The 22,625-nt window shown below is 69.1% G+C and carries 9 protein-coding genes; 3 read left to right on the top strand and 6 right to left on the bottom strand.

All coding sequences use genetic code 11. The annotated features are described in order from the left end of the window. Positions 1–5 precede the first annotated feature (5 nt). Genes OWM54_RS41075 through OWM54_RS41090 form a run of 4 tightly spaced genes read right to left on the bottom strand, consistent with a single transcriptional unit; the run spans position 6 to position 15,337 of the window. Complete coding sequence (locus OWM54_RS41075) at positions 6–3,266, bottom strand: non-ribosomal peptide synthetase (protein ID WP_267700851.1); 3,261 nt, start codon at positions 3,264–3,266, stop codon at positions 6–8. Between the two features lie 35 nt (positions 3,267–3,301). Then, complete coding sequence (locus OWM54_RS41080) at positions 3,302–8,659, bottom strand: non-ribosomal peptide synthetase (protein ID WP_267700852.1); 5,358 nt, start codon at positions 8,657–8,659, stop codon at positions 3,302–3,304. Further along, entirely contained in the window at positions 8,646–14,420 is a 5,775-nt protein-coding gene (locus OWM54_RS41085; protein ID WP_267700853.1) for a type I polyketide synthase, read from the bottom strand. Before OWM54_RS41085 ends, OWM54_RS41080 begins: the two co-directional genes overlap by 14 nt. A 41-nt stretch (positions 14,421–14,461) precedes the next feature. Continuing rightward, entirely contained in the window at positions 14,462–15,337 is an 876-nt protein-coding gene (locus OWM54_RS41090; protein ID WP_267700854.1) for a TauD/TfdA dioxygenase family protein, read from the bottom strand. Between the two features lie 151 nt (positions 15,338–15,488). Here OWM54_RS41090 and OWM54_RS41095 point away from each other — a divergent pair, with 151 nt between their 5' ends. Together OWM54_RS41095 and OWM54_RS41100 are read left to right on the top strand one after the other, a co-directional pair. Beyond that, complete coding sequence (locus tag OWM54_RS41095; protein WP_267700855.1) at positions 15,489–17,492, top strand: RiPP maturation radical SAM C-methyltransferase; 2,004 nt, start codon at positions 15,489–15,491, stop codon at positions 17,490–17,492. A 217-nt stretch (positions 17,493–17,709) separates the two neighbouring features. Further along, positions 17,710–18,723, top strand: coding sequence for a hypothetical protein (locus OWM54_RS41100; protein ID WP_267700856.1), 1,014 nt, complete (start codon positions 17,710–17,712; stop codon positions 18,721–18,723). A 58-nt stretch (positions 18,724–18,781) separates the two neighbouring features. Here OWM54_RS41100 and OWM54_RS41105 read toward each other — a convergent pair whose 3' ends face one another. Further along, complete coding sequence (locus OWM54_RS41105; RefSeq protein ID WP_267700857.1) at positions 18,782–19,942, bottom strand: class I SAM-dependent methyltransferase; 1,161 nt, start codon at positions 19,940–19,942, stop codon at positions 18,782–18,784. Between the two features lie 517 nt (positions 19,943–20,459). Here OWM54_RS41105 and OWM54_RS41110 point away from each other — a divergent pair. Then, positions 20,460–21,278: a siderophore-interacting protein gene (locus OWM54_RS41110; protein ID WP_267700858.1), complete on the top strand. Its 819-nt coding sequence runs from the start codon at positions 20,460–20,462 to the stop codon at positions 21,276–21,278. A 48-nt stretch (positions 21,279–21,326) separates the two neighbouring features. Here the strand turns inward: OWM54_RS41110 and mxcL are convergent, their stop codons facing one another. Next, a complete protein-coding gene (gene mxcL / locus OWM54_RS41115; protein ID WP_248542547.1) occupies positions 21,327–22,595 on the bottom strand; it encodes an aminotransferase class III-fold pyridoxal phosphate-dependent enzyme in 1,269 nt (422 codons plus the stop codon). Positions 22,596–22,625: the final 30 nt, after the last annotated feature.

A 22,625-nucleotide genomic window follows, 5' to 3' on the forward strand; every position in this document is an offset into this window, starting at 1 on the left:
GACGGCTACGGCTCGATGAACGCGGAGAGGGCGCGGATGGTCGGGTGCTTGAAGAGGTGGGTGATGGACAGTTCCTTGTCCACGGCCTCCCGCAGCCGGTTGAACACGCGCACGACAGAGAGTGAGTCCCCACCAATCTGGAAGAAGTTGTCGTCCAGGCTCACCGACTCCACGTTGATGGCCTCCTTCCACAGCGCGGCGATGGTCCGCTGGAGCTCGGTCCACTGCGCCTGCGAAGGGGCCTGCGTCACCACGCGCAGCGTCTCGGGCGCGGGCAGGGACTTGCGGTCGACCTTGCCGTTCGGCAGCCGCGGCAGGCTGTCCACCTGGACGAGTTCGGACGGGACGGCATGGCTGGGGAGCTGCTGGAGCGCAGATTCCCTCAGCGCGGTGAGTGACACGCCCGCGTCCGCGACCACGTAGCCCACGAGCCGCTTGTTCTCGCGCTCATCGTCACGAACGGCGACCACGGCCTCGCGGACCGAGGGCAGGCGACTCAGCACGGCCTCGACCTCGCCCAGCTCCACGCGGAAGCCGCGCACCTTGACCTGGTCATCGACGCGCCCCAGGAACTCGAGGCTGCCATCCGGCAGGTACCTCGCCAGGTCTCCCGTCTTGTAGAGCCGGGCCTCGGTGTCCTGGATCGAAGGGTCTCGGATGAACCGCGCCGCCGTCAGCTCGGGGTGGTTGAGATACCCGCGTGTCACCCCCGGGCCTCCGACGTGCAGCTCGCCGGGGACACCGATGGGGACAGGGTGCAGGTGCGCATCGAGCAGGTAGATGCGCGTGTCCGAGATGGGGCGACCGATGGGAACACTCGCGCGACGCGGAGCCTCTTCGAGCCTGTGCACCGTGCACCAGACCGTCGCCTCGGTGGGGCCGTACTCGTTGTAGAGGGCCGCGGTCGGGATGACCCGGCGATGCTGCTCGAAGAGCCGAGGCGGGCAGGTCTCGCCCGCGACCATGACGGTCTTCAGGGATGCGAGGTCCTCGGGACGGGTCTGCTCCAGCAGGAGCGAGTACACCGATGGGATGCACAGCAGGTGCGACACCCGATGCGCGGAGATCAACCCGCCGAGCACGCCGAGGTCGGGCAGGCCCTCGCCCTCGGGAAGCACGAGCGTGCCTCCCTGGCTCAGCGTCCAGAAGATGCCGGCCACGGAGCTGTCGAACGCGTAGGACGACAGCAGCAGGAAGCTGCTCACGGGCTCGCGGTAGTACGTCCACCTCGCGATGGTGGAGTGCACCACGTTCCGGTGCGTCACCTGCACGCCCTTGGGCATGCCGGTGGAGCCGGACGTGTAGATGACGTACGCCAGGTCGTTCTCACCGGCCAGCGGCGTGGGGCGCTCCTTGCCCTGTCTCGCGAGGTCGCTCCCGTCCACGCAGACCACCTGCGCTCCGTGCGTGGCGAACCGCGTGCGCAGCGAGTCCTGGGTCACCAGGACCGCGGCCTTCGAGTCCTCGAGCATGAAGCCCAGGCGCAGCGGGGGATACGACGGGTCCAACGGCACGTAGGCGCCACCGGCCTTCAGCACACCGAGCAGCGCCACGAGCAGCTCCGGAGCGCGCTGCAGGCAGACGCCGACGAGCTTTCCCGGCCCGACGCCCAAGCCACGCAGGTGGTGCGCGAGCTGGTTGGCCCGCTCATCCAGCTCGCGGTAGCTCAGGCGTTGACCGGCATGGGCCACGGCGACGGCCTCGGGTGTCCGGGTGGCCTGGTCCTCGAAGAGCCGGTGCAGTGAAGGCGCCAGGGGGAACACGGCCGGCTGCGTCTGGTTCCACTCGACGAGCAGCCGCCGCTCCTCGGCCTCGGGCAGCAGGGGCAGCTCCGCGAGGGGCCGGGTCCCGTTCTCGACCACCGCGCGCAGCAGCACCTCCAGGTGCCCGCTCATGCGCCGGATGGTGTCCGCGTCGAACAGGTCGCTGTTGTACTCCCAGTGGCCGTGCAGCCCGTGGGGCGTCTCGTCCATCACCAGCGTCAGGTCGTACTTCGCGGTGACGCTCCCAATCTCCAGGGGCGAGAGCGTCAGCCCCGGCAGCGTCAGGTCCGACGCCGGCATGTTCTGCAGGATGAACATGACCTGGAACAACGGGTTGTAGCCGAGGGAGCGCTCGGGCTTGAGCGCGTCCACCAGCTTCTCGAAGGGCAGCGACTGGTGCTCGAACGCGGCGAGCGCCGTGGCGCGCGTGCGCTCCACCAGCTCCTCGAAGCGAGGGTTGCCGCCCAGGTCCCCGCGCAGGACGAGGGTGTTCACGAAGAAGCCGATGAGCTGCTCCAGCTCCGGCTGCTCGCGGTTGGCCACCACCGTGCCCACGGGGAGGTCCGTCTGACCCGTGTACCGGTGCAACAGCGTCTGGAAGCCCGCGAGCAACGTCATGAAGAGGCTCGCGTTCAGGCGGCGGCTCAGCGCGGACAGGCCCTTGCTGACCTGCGCATCCAGCGTGAAGTACTCCCGCGCGCCCGCGAAGCGCTCCGTCTCCGGGCGTGGATTCGCGAAGGGCAGCGTCAGCAAAGGCGGCGCGTCCTTCAGCTGCCGCGTCCAGTACTCGAGCTGCCGCTGGAGCACGTCGTCCTTCATCCACTGGCGCTGCCACACCGCGTAGTCCGCGTACTGGATGGGCAGCTCGCGCAGCGGAGACGGCCGGCCCGCGCTCAGCTCCCGGTACAGCTCCGCGAGCTCTCGCTGGAAGACGCCGATGGACCAGCCGTCGAGGACGATGTGGTGCACCACCGTGAGCAGCACGCTCTTGCGCGCTCCCAACTGGAACAGCGTGGTCCGCAGCAGCGCGCCCTTCGTGAGGTCGAAGGGACGGCGGGACTCGGCGTCAATCAATCGCTGGAGCTCTCGGGACTGCTCCGCCTCCGCGAGCCCACCCAGGTCGACGACGTGCAGCCGTGTCGCCACCGTGGGAGTGATGATCTGGACGGGGCCCTCGGCGCCCTCGGCGAAGGAGGTGCGCAGGACCTCGTGGCGGCGGACGATCTCCTGGAGGCTTTGCTCGAGGACCGCGACGTCGAGCGTCCCTTCGAGGCGCAGCGCGGACACCTCGTTGTAGGCGTGGCCACCGGGGCGGAGCTGCTCGAACAACCACAGCCTGTTCTGCGCGAGCGAGACGGGGACCGGCGCATGCGGGTCCGCGCGCCGGGTGATGCGCGGCGACTGCGTCTGAAGTGCCTCCTGCTTCAGGGACTTGAGAACCTGCGCGCGCTTCTCCGGCGAAAGGCTGTTGAGCAGCTCGAGGGTGTCCTTGGTCGCGGTCATGGGAAGGTTCGCTTCGTGAGGGTGTGAGGGGCGAGCTACGACCGGTCCTTCTTCCGGCGGTTCAGGTCGAGCGCTCGCTTCTGCTTCCGGATGCGGTCCTGGATGCGCTGCAGGTCGGTGTTGTCGGTGGCGCTCTCGTCGCCTCGGCTCAGGTAGGCCGCGAGGGAGCGGATGGTCGGGTGCTGGAAGAGCTGCACGAGCGGGAGTTCACGCTTCAGCGTCTCCTGGAGCTGGTGGTGCATCTGGGTCGCGAGGAGGGAGTGGCCTCCCAGCTCGAAGAAGTTGTCGTCCACGCCCACGCGGTCGACCCGGAGCAGGGACCTCCAGAGCGCCGCGAGCGTCTGCTCCAGCTCCGTGCCGGGGAGGACGTAGGCAGCGGCCAGCTCCGGGCGCGAGGTGTCCGGAGCGGGCAGGGCGCGTCGATCGACCTTCCCATGCGACGTCAGCGGCAGCGCCGCGAGCGTCACGAAAGCCGAGGGCACCATGTAAGGCGGCAGTGAGTCGGCGAGGAAGCGTCGCAGCTCCACGACTCCGGGCCGCTCGGTGGACGTCTTCCAGACGAGATACGCGACCAGCCGCTTGTCACCCTGGGCCTCGGCGCGCACGCCGACGGCGGCATCGAGGACCTCGGGGTGCTGGCGCAGGGCAGCTTCAATCTCTCCGAGCTCGATGCGGAAGCCGCGCAGCTTCACCTGGTCGTCGACGCGCCCCAGGAACTCCAGCGTGCCGTCCGGCAGATACCGCGCGAGGTCGCCCGTCTTGTACATCCGCTCGCCGGGCTCGGGATGGAAGGGGTCCGGCAGGAAGCGCTCCGCGGTCAGCTCGGGGCGGCGCAGGTAGCCGCGCGCCACTCCGGATCCGGCGATGTGGAGCTCTCCGGGCACTCCGATGGGGACGGGGCGCAGATGGCCGTCCAGCACGTAGAGCCGCGTGTTCGCGATGGGCCGGCCGATAGGCACGGTGCCCGCGGCGAAGTCGAGGTCGGTGACTTCATGGACGCAGCAGCCGACCACGGTCTCCGTCGGGCCGTACTCGTTGATGAGCCTCGTCGAGGGGGCGTGTGTCCGCCAGAAGCCCAGGCTCTCGCGTGAGAGGGCCTCGCCGCCGATGACGAAGGTGCGTGTTGCCCCTTCGGCGCACTTCGCCGGGAGGGAGCTTCGCAGCACGTCGAGATGCGCGGGCGTCAGCTTGACGAGGCTGAAGTCGCGTTGCTCCCGGAGCAGCTCCACGAGCGCGGCGAGCTCCTCCTGCTCCCGCACGAGGATGACCTTGCGGCCCACCCAGAGCGGCGCGAAGAGCCCGGTGATGGTGGCGTCGAAGCCGATGGAGGTGATGACGGGCGCACCGTCGCCGTTCGCGACCTCGTAGGCTCGGGTGCTCCAGGCGAGATAGTTCGTCAGCCCGCGGTGCTCGATGAGCGCGCCCTTGGGGCGCCCGGTCGAACCCGAGGTGTAGATGATGTACGCCAGATTCGCAGGCGTGGTCCGGCGCCCCAGGTTCTCGCGTCCGTTCCTCGCCAGCTCATCCCAATCCGAGTCCAGGCGGACGACCTTCGCGCGGGTCTCCGGCAGTCGCGACAGGAGCGCGTGGTGCGTGAGCAACACCGTGACCTGCGCGTCCTCCAACATGTACGCCAGTCGCTGCGGGGGGTACGACGGATCCAGCGGGACGTAGGCGCCGCCGGCCTTGAGCACACCGAGCAGCCCGACCACCAGGTCGATGGAGCGCGGGAGACAGAGGCCGACGAGCTTCTCCGGTCCCACGCCGAGCCGCACCAGGTGCCGGGCGACCTGGTTGGCGCTCTCGTTCAGCTGGCGGTAGGTGACCTCCGCGTCACCCTGAACGAGCGCGATGGCGTCCGGGGTCCGCGCGGCCTGGGCCTCGAAGCGCTCGTGGAAACACGGCTCCTCGGAGATGGGGATGCGGGTGTCGTTCCACTCCACGAGGATGCGCCGTCGCTCGACGGTGCTCAGCAGTGAGAGGTCCTCCACACGCTGACGCGGGTCCTCGATGATGGCCACGAGCAGGGTCCGCAGGTGGTCGTCCATGCGCCGCACCGTCGCCGCGTCGAACAGGTCGCTGCTGTACTCCCAGGCCGCCGTCATCGTCTCGCTGCCGTCGGTCAGCTTGAGCGTCAGGTCGAACTGCGCCGTGTGCTGCTCCAGCGCCACCGATGCGAGGGTGAGGTCCCCCAGGACGGCGGAGGCCCCCGGAGTGCCTGTCACCAGGGCCGCGATGGCTTGCTGGCGGTGCGGCTTCTCCAGCACGAACATCGTCTGGAAGAGCGGCGAGCGGCTCGTGTCTCGCTCGGGCTGCAGCCGCTCCACGAGCAGGGCCAGCGGGTACTCCTGATGGGCCAGGGCCCCCAGGACCGTCTGTCGGACCTGCCGCAGGACGTCCTCGAAGGTGGGGTTGCCCGTGAGCCGTGCACGGAGCGCGAGCTGGTTCACGAGATAGCCCACGGTGCCCGCCAGCTCGGAGCGGGTCCGCCCCGTCACCGAGGTCCCCACGAGCAGGTCGTCCTGCCCCGAGTAGCGGTGGAGCAGGAGTTGGTAGGCCGCGAGCAGCACCATGTACGGCGTCGCGCCGTGCGAGGCCGCGAGCGCCCTCACGCCCGCGACGAGGTCGCCTTCCCAGCGGGAGAGGTGCACCGCGCCCCGGAAGCTCTGCACCGGCGGGCGGGGCCTGTCCGTCGGAAGCGCGAGGACCTGTCGGGCTCCGGCCAGCTGCTCCCGCCAGTATCGCCAGAGGTCATCGCCGGCGGGGCCCGACAACTGCTCCACCTGCCACTTCGCGTGATGCGAGGGCTGCGCGAGGACGGGTGGGAGGGAGACCGGGCGCCGGGCCCTGAGGTCGGAGTACACGACAGCCAGTTCGTCCAGCAGCACCACGAGCGACCAGAAGTCGGTCACCAGGTGATGCGCGGTCAGCACCAGGACGTGGTCTCCAGCGGCCCTGTGGAACAGCCGGGTTCGCAGGAGCGGCGCGACTCGTGTGTCGAAGGGACGGTGGGTGTGCTCCAGCACCGCCTTGTCGATCGTGTCCTGACTCCAGTCCCTGGCGTCGAGGTTCGCGAAGTCCAGCGGGGGTGCTTCGTGCACGCGCGCCATGGGCTGGCCCGACATCGTCTCGAATGACGTGCGGAGCGCGGAGTGTCTCTGGGTCAGGAGTCCGAGTGCCTCCTTCAGCTTCTCCACATCCAGGTCGGAGACGATGCGCACCGCGAACGACACGTTGTAGGCCGCGCTCTCCGGGGCCAGTTGATGGAGGAACCACAGCGCCTGTTGTCCTCGCGAGAGCGGATGGGTGGGCTGAACGGACGACTCGAGCGTGATGGATGGCTCGGTGACGGGTGTCGATGTGTTGCCCAGGACCTCCAGGAGGTGCGCGGCGAGCTGCTCCAGCGTGCTGTCCTGGAGGAACAGGACCAGCGAGACGCTCACGCCGAGCTCCGTCTCGAGCCGGTGTTGGAGCTCCGTCGCGGCGAGGGAGTCTGTTCCGAGGTGAAGGAGCGTTCGCGTGGGCTCGACCTGGGAGACGGGCAGGCGCAGGACCTGTGCGACGACCTGCTGGAGCCACCCGGTCAGCCTGGGGAGGGTGAGCAGTTCCTCCCGGGCGACGACGGTCCCCGGTGTCTCGACGTAGTCCGAGGCGAGGATGCTGTCGCCGATGGACTCGAAGGTCCCTTCGAGGAAGCGTGCGCGACACGCGCTTCGTTGGATCTTGCCGCTCGAGGTCTTCGGGAGCTGCCCGGGCTTGAGCAGGATGACGGCGTGCGCCTGCAACTCGTGGTGCTCGGCGATGGCGTGACGGATGGCCGCGATGACCGCTTCGACGTTCGCCTTGCGCAGCGCGACGCGCTCGACCTCCTGCGCGATGACCAACCGCTCGGTGCCGTCCACGACGACGGAGAACGCCGCGCCCCCATCGGGCCGCAGCGCGGGATGACTCCGGGCGACGGTCAGCTCCAGGTCCTGGGGATAGTGGTTGCGCCCCCGGATGATGAGCAGGTCCTTGAGGCGGCCCGTGACGAAGAGCTCCTCGCCTCGGAAGAACCCCAGGTCTCCGGTTCGCAGGAACGGTCCTTCTCCCGTGTCGGCGAGGTGGGCGTGGAAGGTCTCCTCCGTCTTCGCCGCGTTCCGCCAGTAGCCCATGGCGACGCTTCCACCCGAGACCCAGACCTCGCCAATCTCGTCCGCGCCGCGGCGGGTCCGGGACTCGGGGTCGACGATGACCACCGTCGTGCCGGGATGGACCCGCCCCGAGCCGACCAGCGCCGTCGCCTTGTCTCCCCCGGACGCGGGCGCGACCTCGTGTCGCTCCAGTCGCTCGGTGTCCACGTCACAGTAGACAGGCGGCGCCTCGACGAGCCCTCCGGTGACCATCAACGTGACTTCGGCCAGGCCGTAGCAGGGATAGAAGCTCCGAGGGCTGAAGCCCTGTGGCGCGAACGTCGCGGCGAACGCGTCCAGCGTGGCGCGGCGGATGGGCTCCGCGCCGTTGTAGGCCATGGTCCAGCAGCTCAGGTCCAGCCCCGTTCGTTGCTCGGGCGTCGTCCTGCGCACGCAGTGCTCGTAGGCGAAGTTCGGCCCTCCGCAGTGCGTCGCGCGCAGGTCCGAGATGGCCTTCAGCCAGCGGATGGGCTGCTGCAGGAACGACGCGGGGGACATGAGGTGCGCGGGGAACCCGGCGTAGATCGGCTGGAGGATCCCGTCGATGAGCCCCATGTCGTGGAAGCTCGGCAGCCACGTCACCGACACGTCCTGGGGTCCGAGCCCGAAGGCCCGGCGGATCTGCCCGGAGTTGTGGAGGAGGTTCGCGTGGCTGACCATCACGCCCTTGGGCGTCGACGTGGACCCCGACGTGTACTGGAGGAAGGCGAGCTTGCCTCCCTCCAGGGCGGGCCTGCGCCAGGCGGTCGCGCGCGAGTCCTCGACCTCGTCGGTCGACAGCAGCCTCATTCGCGCGAACTCGGGCTGCTCCGCGAAGTGCGCGCGGATGCCGTCGGCGAGTGGGGACAGCGTGAGGATGGCGGTGGGCTCCGAATCCAAGAGGATGGACCGGAGGCGTTGGACCTTCTGGTTGCGCCGGGGCGGATAGGCGGGCACGGGCACGACGCCCGCGTACAGGCAGCCGAAGAACGCGGCGATGAAGTCCAGGCCGGAGGGGTAGAGCAGGAGCGCGCGGTCTCCGACGTGACTCGAGTCCTGGAGCGTGGCCGCGATGGCCTTCGCCTTCCTGGCGAGGAGCGCGTAGGTCAGCGACGCGCCCTGGGTCATGTCGTCCCCCAGGAAGGTGAACGCGAGCCGGTCGGGCTGGTGCTCCGCCCGATGCTCCAGCAGGTCGACGAAGGTCGGGTGCTCGCGGCCCGACCCGGGCTCACTTGTCGCCATCGAGCTTCCTCAGGATCTCAGCGAGCTTGTCCGCGCTCACCGTGCCGATGAGCGCCTCGTCGATGGCCGTCGACATGCCTCGGAGGGTGGGGTGCGTGTAGAGGCTCTTCGTGGACAACTTGACGCCGAAGCTCCTGTTCACCCGGGAGATGAGCTGCGTGCCGATGAGCGAGTCCCCGCCCAGCTCGAAGAAGTCGTCCGTCGCTCCGATGCCGTCGATGCCGAGCAGCTCCTGCCACAGTGGGGCGAGCGACTCCTCGGTCTCTCCTCGTGGACGCTCGTAGGTGTTGCCCAGCTTCGGTCGCGCGTGCAGGGACGTCCCGCCCAGGGCCTCCATGTAGAGCTCGGAGAGGTCGCGCCCGCGCGTCTTCATCACCTGGAGGTAGTCGGACGTGGAGACGAGCACGTGCGGGAGTCTGGACCCCAGGACCCGGCGGAAGACCTCGACTCCCTCGTGGTGCAGGATGCCGCGCTGGTCGAAGTCCTCCTCCTTCAGCTTCTGGAGTACCCGCGGCGCGCGCGCGTCGTAGGCCATGCCCTCGCCCCGCCACACGTCCCAGCTGATGCACGCCACGCGGCGATGGGCGCGCGCACTCCGGCCGTGGACGAACGCGTCGAGGAAGTTGTTCGCCGCCGAGTACGCGACCTGGCCGAACCCCGGCTCGATGGCCGAGAGCGAGGAGAAGAGGAGGAAGAAGTCGAGCGGCGCGTCCGCGAAGAGGTCGTGCAGGACCAGCGTCCCCATCACCTTCGGCGCGAGCACGCGCGACAGCTCCTCGGGTGACTTCTGCTGGATGGCGCCGTCACCGAGCACGCCGGCCGAGTGGATGACGCCCTGGATGGGACCGAAGCGCTCGGTGGCGCGTGCGCGCGCCGTCCGCATCTGCTCGGCATCGGCGACGTCCGCGCGGAGCACCAGGACCTCGGAGCCCAGCTTCTCCAGCTCGCGCAGCGCGAGGATGTGACGGTGGGTCGGGTCCTCTTTGGGATGCGCGGACAGCCACGCGTCCCACTCCCTCGGGTCCGGGAAGGGGGAGCGCTGTGTCAGCACGAGCTTCGCCTGGACGGCGCGCGCCAGGTACTCGGCCAGCGTGAGGCCCACCTTTCCCAGGCCGCCGGTGAGCAGGTAGACGCCGTGCTTTCGCAGCACCGGCGGAGGCTCGGGTGGGGCCTCCAATCGGACCGGCTCGAGCGTCCGCACCCAACGATGGGGGCCTCGATACGCGACGATGGCCTCCGATGACGTGGCCTGGAGCTCCTCCAGGAGCTGCGTCACCGGGTCCTCGAGCCCCGCTCGGGTCGGCACCGCGAGGTCCACGCTGGTGCACTGGATGTTCGGATACTCCAGCGGGATGACCTTGCACGGCGCGAGCAGCAGGGCCTTCTCCGGAGCCACCTCGTCGCCGTGGACCTCATGCAGGTCGTTGGACACGACCCAGAGCCGGAGCGCGTCCGTGACGCCTCGGCTGCCCAGGGTCTTCGCCAGCAGGAGCAGGCTGTCGAGTCCGAGCACTCGCGCCTGCTCGACCGCCGCGAGGCCCACCGTGGCGGTCTCGGAGGCGGTGACACTCCACAGATGCACCATCCTGCTCGGGGTGATTCCCTGTCCCTGGAGCGCGCCGAGGAGCGCGTCGTAGTCGGCGGGCGCCTTCGGGTCGATGGTGAATCGATTCGGCCCGTCCTGGTGGAAGCCGGTACCGGCCCGCACCGTGATGCTGGCGTTGCCTAGTCGCTCCGCCAGCGCGTCGCCCACGCCCAGCGCGTCGACGAAGAGCAGCCAGTGCCCGGCCTCACCCAGGGCCGACGGCTCATGACGGGGCACCCGCTTCCATGAGGGTACGTAGAACCAGTCGCCCACGTCGGCCTTCTTCGTGAGTCCCGAGGCCGCGCGAGGCTCTGTCTCGCCCGCGAGCCGCGTCGACTCCGTGAAGGCCGGCGCCACCGATTGTCCCGAGAGCGGTGACGAAGAGGCCTGAGCGAGCAGTGCGTGTTGTCCCAGGACATCCACGTCAGGCGCGGCCGCGGTCCTGCTGAACCCACTGGCCCCGAGGACCGCGCTCCACTGCGCGGGCGTGAAGAAGGGGTTGCCCTGGTCTCGCTCCGGGTCCTCGACCGGATTCATCATCAGGCTGTAGGTGATGGCGAAGTCCGGTGTGGGCTCGGTCAGCTCGCCCAGGAGCAGCAGACCTCCGGGCGCGAGGAGCGAGCGCACGTGCGCGAGCGTGGTGCGCAGGTTGCGCGTCGCGTGGAGCACGTTGACGGCGACGATGACGTCGAACGACTCCAGGGGAAGCCCCTGCGCCTCGGGCGCGCGCTCGATGTCCAGCGGGACGTACTTCATGAACGGCCAGGCGCTGAACTTCCGCTTCGCCTGGGACAGGAACAGCGGCGCCACGTCGGTGAACGTGTACTCGGTGCGCTCGCGCGGCAGGATGGGGAGCAGCTCCGTGGTCGCGATGCCCGTGCCGCCGCCAATCTCCAACACCCGGAGCTTCGTGGCGGGCCCGAGCTGCCGCACCAGTCGCTCCACACCGGCGCGCAGGATGCCTCGGTAGTACGTCTTCAGCCCGAACTCCGTCTGCGCCTTCTCGGCCGAGCCCTCCAGGATGGACGCGAACAGCTCCGTCGGTGACTGCTCCCCGCTCAGGACGTCCCTCAGTGCGTCACCACACCGGCGGATGAGGTCCACCACCTGTGGCGTCCTCGCCCAACGCTCCTCCGCGTCCCGCACCCGTGACTGCACCGTTTCAAGGGAACACGGGCGCAACGACCGATAGCGCCCCGTCGTGTCCTGTTCGAGCTGCCCTGCCTCCACGAGCAGTCGCAGCCACCGGGACAAGAGCTGCTCGTACCGGCCGATGACCCGGCACTGTCCGAGGAGCTCCTCGCGCGTGTACGCCGCGCTCGAATCAGGGAAGGCCCCGAGGGCGCGCAGCGTCACGTTCATGTACGCGGTGCAGGCCGCGTCCAGGCTGTGCTTGTCGAGCTGATGCGAGGAGGCATCGAAGCCCGCGAGCTCTTTCTCCGCCTGGGCACGCGCCGCCTCCAGCACGGGCTGCCAGAGCGTGGGCGATTCGGTGGCCTCCGCGCGAGCCGGGTCGATCCAATAGCGCTGACGCTCGAAGGGGTACGTCGGTAGGGGGACACGGCGGGGACGTGCGTCCCGCTGCGCCCTGGGCCAGTCCACCGAGAGCCCCTCCATCCAGAGCTGCCCGAGCGTGTCGAGCACGAACGAGAGGTCCGACGTCTGCTCTCGCGGATGCGGCAGGGACGAGAACACCGCCTGCGCGGGCGCGCGTCCGGGATGCTTCCTGACGAGCTGGGTCAACGTCCTGCCCGGGCCGACCTCGAGGAGCGCTCGCTGCCGGTCCTCGAACAATACACCGACACCCGCGGAGAAGCGCACCGTGCGCCGCAGGTGCTGGACCCAGTAGTCGGGGTCCGTCGCCTGGGCGGCCGTCAGCCACGTGCCGGTGAGGTTCGAGACGATGGGCGTCCGGGGCGCGTCGAGGCGCAGGCGTCGGAGCTGCGCCGCGAAGGGCGCCAGCACCGGCTCCATCATCTCCGAGTGGAACGCGTGCGAGGTCTCCAGGAGACTGCCGCCGAGCCCGCGTGAATCGAGCTGCTGTCGCAGCGCCGCGATATCCTCCGTCGTCCCCGAGACGACGCAGGACGAGGGCGCGTTGACGGCGGCCAGGCTGAGCCGTGTGCCTCCCAGCAGCGGTGTCAGCTCCTGCTCCGACAGCGGGACGGCGAGCATCGCGCCGGGCGGGAGCGCCTGCATCAGTCGGCCCCGAGCGACAACCAGCGCCAGCGCGTCCTCCAGCGAGAACACGCCCGCCAGTGTCGCGGCGACGTACTCCCCCAGGCTGTGGCCGATGGCCGCGTCCATCCGCAGGCCCCAGGTCATCCACATCCGCGCGAGGGCGTACTCGATGACGAAGAGCGCGGGTTGGGCGTTCTCCGTGCGCTTCAGCTTCTCGGCCGCGAGCTCGCGCTGCGAGTCCGGCGGGTAGAGCAGGGCCTGGAGATCCACCCCGTGGCGACTCCGGAGCAGGTCGAAGCACCGGTCCGCGTGCTCCCGGAACGTCGGCTCCGTCCGGTGGAGCTCGCGTGCCATGCCGACGTGCTGGCAGCCTTGTCCGCTGAAGAGGAACGCGATGCCCCGGGCCGGAGACTCCGTATGCCGGGTGCGCACGCGCTGTGCGTCGCGCGTGCCCAGCGCGGAGGCCGCGTCAGCGAGGCCGTGGCACACCAACACACGGCGATGCGCGAAGGGCTTGCGTCCGACCTGGAGCGTGTAGGCCACGTCCGCGAGCTCCAGCTCCGGGTGCGTATCCAGGTGATGGGCCAGGTTCGTCGTCGCCTGCTCCAGCGCCTCGCGCGTCTTCGCGGAGAGCACGAGCAGGTGCGGCCCCGCGGCGGGCTTCGTGCGCGAGGGTACCGGCGGCTCCTCCAGGATGGCGTGGGCATTCGTACCGCCCAGGCCGAAGGAGCTGACGCCGGCGCGCCGGGGGAACCCCTGGGGCTTCCACTCGGTGAGCGCGGTGTTGACGAAGAAGGGCGTGCTGGCGAAGTCGATGCGCGGGTTGGGCGTCTCGAAGTGCAGGCTCGGCGGCAGCTGCCCATGCTGGAGGGCGAGGGTGGTCTTGATGAGCCCCGTGACCCCCGCCGCCGCGTCCAGGTGCCCGACGTTGGTCTTCACCGAGCCGAGCGCGCAGAACGACGTGGCCTCCGTGCTGGCGCGGAACGCCTGCGTCAGCGCGGCGACCTCGATGGGGTCTCCGACGGTGGTGCCCGTGCCGTGGGCCTCCACGTAGGTGATGCTCCGGGCGTCGACCCCCGCGGAGGCGTGGGCCTCCATGATGGCGGCCGCCTGCCCGTCGATGCTCGGCGCCGTGTAGCCCGCCTTCGTCGCGCCATCGTTGTTGATGACCGCGGACTTGATGACCGCGTAGATGCTGTCCCCATCTGCGAGCGCGTCCTCCAGCCGCTTGAGGACGACGACCGCCGCGCCGTTGCCGATGACGGTGCCCTGGGCCCGCGCGTCGAACGCGCGACAGTGTCCGTCCGGCGAGAAGATGCTGCCGGGCTGGTGCAGATACCCCGTCTGCGGAACGGTGATGGAGACGCCACCCGCCAGCGCCAGGTCACACTGGTACGTGAGCAGCGCCTGGTTCGCCACCGCCGTGGCCACCAGCGACGTCGAGCAGCCCGTCTGCAGCGTGAGGCTGGGCCCCTTGAGGTTCAGCTTGAAGGAGACCCGCGTCGCCAGGTTGTCCTTGTCGTTGCCCAGCAGGACCTGGTGCCCCGTCTCCGGGCCGAGCAGGTGAGGATGCGTCGCGAGGTTGAACAGCAGGTAGCTGGGCCAGCCCGCGCCCGCGTACACGCCCACGGTGCCCGCGTGGGTGTCCGAGGTGTAGCCCGCGTGCTCCAGCGCCGACCACGCGACCTCCAGGAACACCCGCTGCTGCGGGTCCGTCAGCTCGGCCTCGCGGGGACTGAAGCCGAAGAACGCCGCGTCGAACAGCTCCGCGCCGGCGAGCACCCCCTTCGCCCGCACATAGTGCGGCGAGGCCAGCGATGCGGGCGGGACACCGCGGGCGCGCAGCTCCTCGTCGGAGAAGAACGTGAGCGTCTCCGTGCCCGCCTTCAGTGCGCGCCAGAACGAAGCGATGTCCGCGCAACCCGGGAACCGCCCCGCCATTCCGATGATGGCGACCGCGGCCCCGGCGTCGCTGGTGGGCTCGAGTGACTCCACGGGCTGCGACTCCTTGGGAAGAACGCCAGGGATGGACGTGCCTAGAAGTTGAGGAAGCTGAGGCTGGAGAAGATCTTCCGCCGCGTGTCCGTGTAGGCATTGCGGCCATGCAGGTAGCGGGAGTTGTCGATGAACGCCAGGTCCCCCGGATGCCAGGCGATGGCGTCCTCCAGATCCTTCATCGCCTCCTGGACCTCGGAGACGATGTCGTCCGAGATGGCCGAGCCGTCATCGAAAGACATCAGGTCCCCCAGTGTATTCTTGCGCTCCGACAACAGGCTGTTCGCGAACGCGTCCTGCCCTCCGTAACGGGTCTTCACCACCGCGGGACAGACATATTCGAGGTAGATGGAATCGTCTGGGCTGACGTAATAGGAGACACCCTCAATTCCATCCAAGGTGGTCTGAACGTCGGCCAGGGTGGCGCCATTCCCCATGAAGCGCTGCCATTTGTCGTTGGAGTATCGCTGGAAGAATCGCAGCTTCTTGTTCCGGAAGAGCTGCTTGAGCTCCGGGCGGAGCTTCTCCCAGAGGCGGACCCCGTCCCAGGCGAGCGTCTCGCCGCCCTCCGCCGCGGGGACGCTGCAGCAGAACCAGAGCGCGTCCGGACGGAAGGGGGAGTTGGCCTGCTCGGCGTGGGGCTCCACGTAGCCCATGCCCTCGGTCACCATCTGCACGTAGCCGTCGCTCCCGGCGACGACGGGGCGCAGGCGGTCCCGGTTGAAGCGCGTGCTGAAGCGACCCGCAAAGTCATGCATCACCTGCGGGCTGGTGGTGAAGCCCCGGAAGATGACCAGACCCGCGGACTTGAAGAGCGCGATGAGCTCCTCCGCGGGCAGCTGGAGGATGTCGTCCGGACCCTCCCGGTGGACGAGCCGGCCACTGCCGCTTCCAAACGGTTCGATTCTGAGCGTCATGGACGCCTCCCCTCGATGCGGGTGATGGCTGTAATTTTATGGATAGACAGTCTTGGTCAGGCTATCCGGGTATATGCCGGAATATGCGCTAGGCTTGATGATTTGATTGAATGGGATGGAAGTCAATACGAAGTCAATGCAGAGGCCCCTCATGCGAATCGGTCTCGTTGCACTCCCCTGGTCGCTCCATCGGCATCCCTCCTCGGCGATGGGGGCGCTGTCCGCGTACCTGCGTCAGCAGGAGCCGACGGTGGAGGTGGAGTGCCGCTCCGCCTATCTCGAGGTGGCGAACGAGATCGGGCTGGCGTTCTATGACCTCATCTCCCAGAACTCGTATGAGGTCGGAGAGATGTTGTACACGCCGTGCCTCTTCCCGCAGCAGAAGCAACGGGTGCGTGACTTCTTCGTCAAGCGGATGGAGGCGACCGGAGAGGCATTGACGGGGCCCGGCGCCATCGTGTCCCCGGCCCACTTCGGGGAGGCGTCGACGTGGGAAGAAGTCTTCGACACGCTCACCGCCCGGCTGGAGGCGCACCTGGACCGGCTGGCGGACGCGCTGGCGGGGCGCTTCGACGTGGTGGGCCTCACGACCTGCTTCGGTCAGCTCTTCGCGAACCTCTCGCTCTGTCAGCGCATCAAGCAGCGCTCGCCCGCCACGAAGACGTTGCTGGGCGGGTCGACCATCTCCAACCAGGTGGGGCCGTCGCTGCTGAAGGAGTTCGACTTCCTGGACTACATCATCCAGGGAGAAGGGGAGCAGCCGCTGCTCGCGCTGGTGCGTCAGCTGCGCGAGGGGCAGACGGAGATGCGGGGCATCAAGGGCGTCATCTCGCGGGCCACGGCGGGGGAGCTCGCGGGCGGCGCGCAGCTCTGGGAGGTGCCCAACATCAATGCGCTCCCGCTGCCGGATTACGACGAGTATGCGCGCAAGGCGGAGGAGGGGAACCTCCTGTGGTTCCTCACCATCGAGGGCTCGCGCGGGTGTTGGTGGGACCGGGCCAAGCGCACGGGGAACCCGAAGGCCACGTGCTTCTTCTGCAACCTGAACGTGCAGTGGAATGGCTACCGCGAGAAGAGCGCCGAGCGCGTGGTGACGGACATCCTGGCGCTGAACGGGCGCTACCAGACGAACGTGCTCTTCTTCCTGGACAACATCATCCGCGCCAAGGGCATCGAGGAGTTCGCGGACCGGGTCATCGACACCGGGAAGGACTTCGTCATCTTCTATGAGATGCGCGCCAGCGTCCGGCCCTACGAGCTCTTGCGGCTCTGGGAGGCGGGCGTGCGCTACGTGCAGTTCGGCATCGAGGGGCTGTCCAATTCGTACCTGAAGCGGATTGGCAAGGGGACGTCGGTCATCGCCAACCTGCAGGCGATGAAGGTCTGCCACGAGCTGGGCATCCTCAACAGCGCGAACCTGTTGACGGACTTCCCGGGCGCGCGGCAGGAGGAGGTGGAGGAGACGACGCAGACCATCCTGGACTACGCGCTGCTCTACACCCCGCTGAACCCGAACCGCTTCTGGCTGGGGCGGGGCGCGACCATCGACACGCTGAGCCAGGAGTACGGCCTGTCGAACATCCGCAACGCGGACTTCTACAAGGTGGGGTTGCCGGAGGAGGTCTATCAGCGCATCTCGCTGCTCGACCTCTCGTATGACAGCCCGAGCACGCCCACGGACTGGAGCAGCGTCTACGACGCGTGCCGGAAGTGGGGGAAGGCCTACGCGGCGGCGAAGGAGACGCAGTACCGGCACCTGCTGACGTACCTGGACAGCGGCGACTCGATGCGGCTCTACGACACGCGCAGCGGGATGCTGAACAACATCGTGCTGCGGGGACTGGAGCGGGACGTCTACATGGCCTGCATGGAGATCCAACGCTGGGAGGACCTCCGCGAGGAGTTCATCGAGACCGGGCGCGCGACCCAGGACGAGGTCGCGGCGCTGCTCGGACGCTTCGTCGAGCAGCGCATCGTGTACCAGGAGGGGAGTCGGCTGGAGGGCAGTCGCTTCCTGTCGCTCGCGCCCGCGTACACCGCGGAGATGGCGACCCGCCGCATCCGCCGCGCCCACGAGGCCGCGCAGCTGCGCCGCAAGAAGGGGACGGCCGCGCCTCGACAGGAGCAGCCCGTCGCCCTCGCCGAGAGCGCCTGAGCGGACGCCCCGGCGTGGACCCTGCTGGGGGTGTGTAACCATCGGGGGCGATATCGCGTATGGTGGGAGTCTGGCCCCCCGCGTCCATGGTGCGGGGGGCATCCGTTCATCCGGAGGCCTCCCCGTGGTCAGCCCCATCTCCCCTCGGACCGTTTCCATCCCCACCCAGGCCCGTACGACGGAGCCCGTCGCGTCCCCGGCGACGCCGCTCCCCGCCGTGAGCCCTTTCTCCCAGGACGCCCTGGAGCGCGCGAAGCCCGAGCTCGTGAACCTCACGGGGCACAGCCCGGCGCGCACCGCCGCGCCCGAGGGGGCGAGCGCCGTGGCGACGGACGCGGGGGCCGCGCAGTCGGTCGGCCCGAAGCTGCTGCACCTGGACGCCGGTTGGACGCCGCAGGGGCAGGGCTACGACGCGAAGCGCGACCAGGTGCTCACGACCTACTACGCCGATGGCCGTGGCGTGCTGCTCTCGCTCCAGGACAAGGACTCGGGCGTGGAGGCGCAGCAGGTCCGCCTGGGGGGCTCCAGCTCCAACCCCGAGGCCGGGGCGCCCTCTCATGGTGGCGGTGTCTCCACGGACGGTGAGTTCGTCTACGTCTCCGACACCCATCACCTCTACGTCTACCGGCGCGAGGACATCGAGAACGCGAAGCCGGGCGCCGAGGTGCCGGCCTTCCAGGTGACGGAGGTCCCCAGCGGCGACGGGCTGACGGACCCGGCGACGGGCATCGGCCTGGTGTCCGCCGGCAGCTACATGACGGTGAGCGATGGCTACGCGTACGTCGGCTCGTACAGCAAGGACGGCGATGGCAAGGCGGGCGCCGTGTGGCGCTACGAGATCGACGAGAAGACCGGGGAGATCATCGAGGGCTCGCGCCAGGGCCCCATCCGCGCGCCGGACCGCGCGCAGGGCATGACGGTGGTCGACGGGGCGCTGCTGTTCACCACCGGCGACCAGAAGCTGGTCTACCAGCCGTTCGAGGGCACCCCGGACTCCTTCACCGCGGACATCTCCGAGCGCAAGGACATCAGCAACGGGCTCATCGACCCGTATGCCCAGGGCTTCAACATCATCGATGGCCAGCTGTGGGTGACGTACGAGAGCGGCTCGGAGAAGTACCGCGACAAGCTCAATCCCAAGTACGAGCCCCGGGAGCACATCCAGCGGATTCCGCTGGAGGACCTGGACCTCGAGGCCGTCGGCGTCACGCCCGAAGACCTCGAGGGCTGAGGCTCGCGATGCGGCGCGCCTCGCAGGCGAGGCGCTGCATGCCGCGTCGGGTGTCCGCTCACCCCGCGGTGCGCGTGAGGCAGTAGAGGGTGGTGAGCTCGCGAGAGCGCGCCATGTGCAGCGGGTCCGAGGTGTCCTTGGACTTGGAGTGTCGGGCCGCTGTCGAGCGGCTCCACTTCACCGTCAGGCCGCAGCGGGCGAACTGCTCCTGGAGCCATCCCTGGGGGCGCAGGCCGAGCAGGACCGCGAGGTCGGAGAGGATGAGCAGCCCCTCGCCTCCGGGCGTGAGCGCGTCGGGGAGCCCTTCGAGGAAGCGCCGCAGGAACTGGTTGTCCTCGTCGAACACCGCGCGGTCCACGCGGTTCTTCGGGGGCTCCGGAATCCACGGCGGGTTGCACACCACGAGGTCCGCCTTGCCCTCCGGGAAGAGGTCCCCCTCGGTGACCTGGAAGGACTTGCGCAGCCCCAGCCGCTCCGCGTTCTCCCGGGCACAGGCCACCGCGCGGGAGTCGATGTCCGTCGCCTGCACGGACGAGGCGCCTCGCTGGAGGAGGATGAACGAGAGCACACCCGTGCCCGTGCCGATGTCGAACACGCGCGGGCCCTTCAGCGTGGGGAGCGAGAGGAGCAGCTCCACGTAGTCGGTGCGCGTGGGCAGGTACACGCCGTAGTGCGGATGGATGAGGCCGGTGAGGCCGGGCACCGACAATCCCTTGCGCCGCCACTCCGCGGCCCCGAGCATGCCGAGCAGTTGCTTGAGAGGGACGACGGTGAACTCCGTCTCGGGCTCGCCCCAGACCTGTCGGCAGGCCAGGGCGACGTCGGGTGCGCGTGAGAGTGCGAGCCGGTAGTCGCGGTCGAGTGACACGACGATGCGCGACAGCGTCTCGTGCTCCAGTTGCCGTGCGCGGCGCTCGGCGCGGAACGCCTCCAGGGGAGTGCGGGCGTTCGACGCGCGCTCCAGTCGGCGGCCCAGCGCGCCCAGCAGCTGCTTCGCGTTGTGGAAGTCGCCGGAGTACAGGAGGAACTCGCCTCGGCGGACCCGCTTGAGCGCCGTGTCCGCGCTGAGCCGGTCGTCCACCGGGTGCAGCCGGGCGGGAGAGGGCTCATCGCTCTCCGAGCGCCAGGTGAACGGGGCGCCAGCAGGCAGCGGTGCGGCGGGGGCGACGGTGGGCGCCGGTCCCTTGGACGGGGGAGCGGTTCGAGGGGGGCGTGGCATGGACCCGGTGGGTAGCACGTCCACGCGCGGGTGTGGAGACAGCGTGCGGAGAGGGGCATGAGGCCCCCCTCCGCGTCGCCTTCGTCACGGAATCTCGGGCGGGCAGTAGATCGCGCAGTTGCCAGGACCCTGCGGGAAGCAATCCTCCGGGCACGTCGCCCGGGTCTCCGAGCCATTGCAGATACCGTCACCGCAAACCATGCAGTCCGCCGGGCAGAGCTCACCTGACTCACAGACGTTGTCCCCGCACGGTTCCCCAGGGGAGTCCATGGTGACATCTGTCGTGGGTGTGTGGCTTTGGCGCTCGTTGAATCGCAGACAGGGTGTCTGGATGTGTCGGCGAGCGGCGGGGTGCGCGATTCCCTCGCCAGGTCAGGGGCACCTCCGAGCTCGATGGCGGAACGCCCCGCGAGCGGCACCCGTCAGGCAGCCAATCGCCCGCCCCGGCGAGCGAGCGATTTCAGTTGCGTCGCTGAAATTGCGAGTCAATATTGAAATGAAAAGTGAAGGAGAGCACGTGACGACGAGCGTGACCGAGAAGGTGTACCGACGGGGTCCGTTCCCCGTGAAGTTCCGCTGCCTGGAGGTGCTGCGGGTGACGCCCGTCACCCCGCATGTGGTGCGCATCACCCTGGGCGGCCAGGACATCGAGGGCTTCCACAGCGAAGGGGCCGATGACCATGTGAAGGTCCTGTTCCCGGAGCAGGGCAAGCGCCAGCCCGTGATTCCGACCATGGGCCCCACCGGCCCCCAGCTCCAGCCCGGTGAGAAGAAGCCCGACTCGCGCGACTACACGCCGCGCCGCTACGACTCCACCACCGGCGAGCTGGACCTGGACTTCGTCCTCCACGGCTCCGGCCCCGCATCTTCGTGGGCCGCCCAGGCGAAGCCCGGCGACATGCTCGGCGTCGGCGGCCCGCGCGGCTCGCTCTTCGTCTCCAATGACTTCGACTGGTACCTGCTCGCCGGCGATGAGACCGCCATCCCCGCCATCGCCCGCAGGCTGGAGGAGCTGCCCGAGGGCGCCCGCGCCATCGTCTTCGTCGAGGTGGCCGACGCCAGCGAGGAGCAGCCGCTCACCACCCGCGCCAACGTGACGCTCACCTGGCTGCACCGCAACGGCGCCGAGGCGGGCTCCACCGGCCTGCTCCACAAGGCCATCCGCGAGCTCGACTTCCCGCCCGGCGACTACTTCGCCTGGGTGTCGGGAGAGTCATCGGAGATGCGCACCATCCGCGAGCACCTGCTCAACGAGCGCGGCACGCAGAAGAGCTGGGTCCGCGTCACCGGCTACTGGAAGCGCGGCCACGCGGACCACATCCACGATTCCAAGTGAGACGCCCCTCGGGGAGGCCAGGCACTCCGGCCTCCCCGAAGGCGAGCCTTACGCGGGCTTCGCGAGCGATCGCAGCACCTCGCCCGCCATCTCCACCGTGTAGTCGATCTGCTCCTCGGTGTGCGCCGCGCCGATGAAGTTCACGTCCCGGCGCAGCAGGATGCCGCGACGGGCCATGCCACCCTGGAACGGCGTCATCCGCTTCGCGTGCTCGGCCATGTCGGGCGAGTAACGGAAGAAGGGGATGGCGTCGTAGCCCAGCACGCGCAGCGACGAGCCCGCCGCCTCCGCCTTCTGGTTGATGCCCTCGCGCAGCCTGCGGCCCAGGTGCGAGACGTGCTTCGCCGGGTCGTTCTGCTTGTAGTGCTTGAGCACCGCCTCGCACACGGCCAGCGTCAACAGCTCACCGCCGAAGGTGGTGGAGACCTGGAGGTCCGCGAGCTTGGAGAGGTACTTCTCCGGGCCGGAGATGGCCGACAGCGGCATGCCCGCGGCGATGCTCTTGGACATGCAGCAGATGTCCGCCCTCACGCCGAAGAACTCCTGCGCGCCGCCCAGCGCCAGACGGAAGCCCGTCACCACCTCGTCCATCACGAACATCACATTGTGCGCCGTGCACGCCGCGCGCACCTGCTTCATGAAGTCCGCGGACAGCACGCGGTTGTACGGGATGGAGAGGATCACCGCCGCCAGCTGGCCGGCCTGCTTCTCGATGGTGGACAGCAGCACTGCCTCGTCCGGCGGCGTGAAGAGCGGCAGGCGCGTCGTCAGGCCCGCGATGGCGGCCGGCACTCCCGGCGTGTCGAACATGAAGTGGTCGTGCCAGCCGTTGTAGCCGACCGTGATGATGCGCTCCTTGCCCGTCACATAGCGCGACAGGCGCACCGCCGCGGACGTGGCGTCCGCGCCCGTCTTGAAGAAGCGCGCCTGCTCCGCGCCCGGCACCAGGTCCAGCAAGGCCTGGATGGACGTCACCTCGACGGGCGTGGGCAGTGAGTGGAGGACCCCTTCCTCCAGGTGCTTGCGAATCGTGTCCACCACCGCGGGGTGGTTGTGGCCCAGCATGTTGGCGCCGAGGCCGCTGATGAAGTCGATGTACTCCTGGCCGTCCACGTCCTCCACCAGCGCGCCTCGGCCCCTGGCGAGGAACACGGGGAAGGAGCCGGGGGCGAAGTGCTCCGGCTTCTTCATCATCGACTGGGTGACGCCGGGGACCGTCTTGCGCGCCTCGGCGAGGAGCTGGTTCGAGCGCTCCAGCTTCATCTCACCCTGGATGGGGCGAGGGAGGGACGGGTGCTTCTGGGTGGGCATGTCCATGGGGCTTCCTTTGAATCGAGGTGCTTCGGG

It is taken from the genome of Myxococcus sp. MISCRS1 (assembly GCF_026626605.1).
Taxonomy (GTDB): Bacteria; Myxococcota; Myxococcia; order Myxococcales; family Myxococcaceae; genus Myxococcus; species Myxococcus fulvus.